Genomic DNA, 3,973 nt, shown 5'->3' with positions numbered 1-3,973 from the left:
GGCGCTGGCGCGCCACAGCTCGCGGCCGCTGGCGCCGTCCAGCGCGACCACGTTGCCGTCGCTGGACGCCAGCGTCACGGTGCTGCCGCTGACGTTGACGCCCAGCGGAAAGGTCACCGGACCGATGCGCGAGGTCCAGGCCTGGCGCACGCCCAGCAGGCCGGGGTTGGGCTGCAGTTCGGCCGGCTTGGCTTTGTCCGCGGCGCTGCCGATGAAGGGCAGCGACGACAGCTGGGGGATGTAGGAGCAGCCGGCCAGCAGAGCGGCGGCGACCAGCGCCAGGAGGGTGCGCGCGCCGCTCACGACTTGGCGCTTTCCGCGGGCGCGGCGGCCGGCTTCAGGGACTGGACGTCCACACCCAGCGCGGTCAGCTTGACCTCCACCAGGGAGCGGTAGTCGGACTCGGCGTCCAGGCCCTTCCAGGCCTTGGTGTACTCGGCCTTCGCCTCGTTGTTCTTGCCTTGGAGGTTGTAGACGTCACCGCGGCGGTCCGCCGCCAGCGGCGCGAATTCGGCCGGGAAATCGACCGCCAGCTGCTTGAGCGCGTCGTCGTAGGCCTTGGCGTCCACCAGCAGCGCCGCCAGCCGCAGCCGGGCGATGGCCTGGTAGCCCTGGTCGGAGGCCTTGTCCGCCAGCCACTCCAGCGCGCCGCGGGCGCCGTCGGCCTGGCCCTTGTCGGCCAGCACCTTGGCGGCCAGCAGGCCGGCCTGGTGGGCGTAGGCGGTGCGTCCGTACTTGTCCTTGATGTCCTTGGCGGCCTGCTCGACGCGGGCCGAGTCGCCGGCCGCGACCGCCCGCTCGACCTCCTCGTACAGCGCGGCGGCCTGCGCCGCCTGGGTGCGCTGCCAGTAGTGCCAGCCGTTCCAGGCCGCGAACGAGCCGAACACGGCGATCAGGAACCAGGTGATCAGGTTCCCCCACTGTTTCCAGAAATGCTTGAGGTCGTCAAGCTGTTCCTGTTCTTCGAGATCGAGATGTCGTGCCATGGAGCCTGCTCAGGTGAAGCGTGCGATTGTAGGGAACTTCATGATGCGGTCAGGACTTCAGGCTGCCGGCCCAGGCTTGCGCCCCGGCCAGCGGCTGCAGGGTCTGGGTGCCGGTGCGCAGATCCTTGACGGTGACTTGTCCTTGCGCCAGTTCGTCGGCGCCGAACACCAGCGCGAAAGCCGCGCCACTGCCGTCGGCCTTCTTGAACTGCGATTTCATGCTGCCGGGGCCGTCGGCGCCGCCGGCGTGCTGCAGGACGCGGACCCCGGCCTGCCGCAAGGTCTCCAGAACCACCACCACCCGCGGCAGTGGCGAGCCGGCCGGGACCACGGCGTAGGCGTCGGCGGCGGCCTTGGGCACCGCCAGGCCGATCTCCTGGATCAGCAGCAGCAGCCGTTCGATGCCCAGGCCGAAGCCGACGGCGGGCGCCGGCTTGCCACCCAGCTGCTCGATCAGCCCGTCGTAGCGGCCGCCGCCGCAGACGGTGCCTTGCGAGCCGAGGCGGTCGGTCACCCACTCGAAGACGCTGAGGTTGTAGTAGTCCATGCCGCGCACCAGGCGCGGGTTGACGCGGTACTCCAGGCCGACGGCGTCGAGCACCGCGCGCACCGCGTCGAAGTGGGCCAGCGATGCCTCGCCCAGGAAGTCCATCAGCTTCGGGGCCGCCTCGATGATGGACTGCAGCTGCGGATTCTTGCTGTCCAGGATGCGCAGCGGGTTGCTGTGCAACCGGCGCTGCGCGTCGGCATCCAGCGCGTCGGCGTGCTGCTCCAGGTGGCGCACCAGGGCGTCGCGGTGGGCGCGGCGCTCGTCGGGCTGGCCCAGGCTGTTGATCTCCAGCCGCACGTCGCGGCCTTCGACCAGGCCGAGCTCGCGCCACAGCGCGCGCGCCAGCAGGATGATCTCGGCATCCACGTCCGGTCCGGCGAAGCCCAGCGCCTCGACGTCGAGCTGGTGGAACTGCCGGTAGCGGCCCTTTTGCGGCCGCTCATGGCGGAACATCGGCCCGAGCGTCCAGACCCGCAACGGGCCGTTGTACAGCGCGTTGTGCTCGATCATCGCCCGCACGATGCCGGCGGTCGCCTCCGGGCGCAGCGTGAGCTTGTCGCCGTTCATGGAGTCGACGAAGGAGTACATCTCCTTTTCGACGATGTCGGTCACCTCGCCCAGTCCGCGCACGAACAGCGCGGTGGGCTCCACGATGGGCGTGAGCAGGTTCTGGTAACCGTAGCGGCCCAGCACCGTGCGCACGGCGGACTCGAACCACTGCCACAAGGCGGAATCGGGCAGCTTCTCGGTGCGGGGCACCGACGGCGGCAGGATGTCGTTCATGCCTTTGACGGCGGAGATTTTCATAAAGGGATCAGAGACTGAAGGCCAGGGACTAGGGAAAGGCGGGAGCCGCAGGGCCGGGGTATCCCCAAGCCCATGGCCCCTAGGCCCTGGCCCCTCCGAATTTTTGTTCTACGTAACTTTCCACCAGCGCGTGGAATTCAGAGACGATGTTCTCGCCGCGCAAGGTCAGCGCCTTCTGGCCGTCGATGAAGACCGGGGCGGCCGGCGCCTCGCCGGTGCCGGGCAGGCTGATGCCGATGTCGGCGTGCTTGCTTTCACCGGGGCCGTTGACGATGCAGCCCATCACGGCCACCTTCATCTTCTCCACGCCCGGGTACTTGTCGCGCCACACCGGCATTTGCGCGCGCAAGTAGTCGTCGATCTGCTTGGCCAGCTCCTGGAAGGTGGTGCTGGTGGTGCGGCCGCACCCCGGGCAGGCCGTCACGCTCGGCACGAAGCTGCGCATGCCCAGCGACTGCAGGATTTCGGCGGCGATCACCACCTCCTGGGTGCGCGGCTCGCCCGGCTGCGGCGTCAGCGACACGCGGATGGTGTCGCCTATGCCTTCCTGCAGCAGCAGGCCCAGCGCCACCGCGGACGCCACGGTGCCCTTGGTGCCCATGCCGGCTTCGGTCAGGCCCAGGTGCAACGGGTAGTCGCAGCGTCTGGCCAGTTCGCGGTAGACGGCGACAAGGTCCTGCACGCCGCTGACCTTGCACGACAGCAGCACCTGCTCGGGCCGCATGCCCAGTTCGACGGCGCGCCGGGCCGACTCGGTGGCCGACCTGATCAACGCCTCGTACATCACCTGGCGCGCTTCCCACGGGGTGGCGCGCGCCGCGTTGTCGTCCATCAGCTGCGCCAGCAGTTCCTGGTCGAGGCTGCCCCAGTTGACGCCGATGCGCACCGGCTTGTCCCAGCGCAGCGCCGCTTCGATCATCTGGGCGAACTGGCGATCGTGCTTGTCGCCCTTGCCGACGTTGCCGGGGTTGATGCGGTACTTGGACAGCGCCTGCGCGCAGGCCGGATGGTCGGCCAGCAGCCGGTGGCCGTTGTAGTGGAAGTCGCCGATCAGCGGCACCGCGATGCCCATGCGATCGAGCTGCTCGCGGATGTACGGAACCTGCTGCGCCGCCTCCGGCGTGTTGACCGTGATGCGCACCAGCTCCGAGCCGGCCAGCGCCAGCTCCTTGACCTGGATGGCGGTGCCGATGGCGTCCACCGTGTCGGTGTTGGTCATCGACTGCAGCCGCACCGGCGCGTCGCCGCCGACCGTGACCACGTTGGCGCCCCAGGCGACGCGCGCCTGGCGCGACCGGCGCGGCAGCGGGGCGGACGGTGCGATGGGGAGGCAGGAAACGGTCATCACTTGACTTCGAAGCGGGCCACGTTGTCGCGCGACACCGGTGCCAGGTTGTAGGGTTGGCCGCGCACCTGGACCTCGGTCGCCTGCATGTTGCCGACCGTCACGGTCAGCGGCAGCGCGCCGTCGGCGGCGACCGTCTCGCCGGCCTCCATCAGGCGGCGCAGCACCGAGGTGCCCTTGGCATCGGTGACCTGCACCCAGGAGCTGCCGCTGGTGCGGAACACCACCACGCCGGCGCTGGCGAGCGGCGGGGTGGCGGCGGATGCGGCCGCAAGCGCGGCCACC

4 protein-coding genes and 1 pseudogene are annotated in these 3,973 nt (G+C 69.9%); all 5 read right to left on the bottom strand.

Annotated elements, in window-relative coordinates:
• Positions 1-303: pseudogene (locus JWP65_RS15680) on the bottom strand (outer membrane protein assembly factor BamB); the annotation flags it as partial.
• On the bottom strand, positions 300-986 hold the full coding sequence (locus JWP65_RS15675) for a tetratricopeptide repeat protein (protein WP_299765360.1): 687 nt from the start codon (positions 984-986) through the stop codon (positions 300-302). The gene JWP65_RS15675 and the pseudogene JWP65_RS15680, both read right to left, overlap by 4 nt.
• A 49-nt stretch (positions 987-1,035) precedes the next feature.
• Positions 1,036-2,343 carry a histidine--tRNA ligase gene (hisS, locus tag JWP65_RS15670; protein ID WP_299765358.1) on the bottom strand — a complete coding sequence of 436 codons (1,308 nt, stop codon included), beginning with the start codon at positions 2,341-2,343 and terminating at the stop codon, positions 1,036-1,038.
• 79 nt (positions 2,344-2,422) lie between these two features.
• Complete coding sequence (gene ispG / locus JWP65_RS15665; protein ID WP_299765356.1) at positions 2,423-3,688, bottom strand: flavodoxin-dependent (E)-4-hydroxy-3-methylbut-2-enyl-diphosphate synthase; 1,266 nt, start codon at positions 3,686-3,688, stop codon at positions 2,423-2,425.
• Positions 3,688-3,973 (bottom strand): DUF4115 domain-containing protein (locus tag JWP65_RS15660; RefSeq protein ID WP_299765354.1); only part of this gene is annotated, 286 nt, incomplete at its 5' end. The genes JWP65_RS15660 and ispG, both read right to left, overlap by 1 nt.

Source organism: Ramlibacter sp., assembly GCF_028292805.1.
Lineage (GTDB): Bacteria > Pseudomonadota > Gammaproteobacteria > Burkholderiales > Burkholderiaceae_C > Ramlibacter.
The sequence above is the reverse complement of the archived record's forward strand: the minus strand, read 5'-3'. Positions and strand labels throughout refer to the sequence as shown.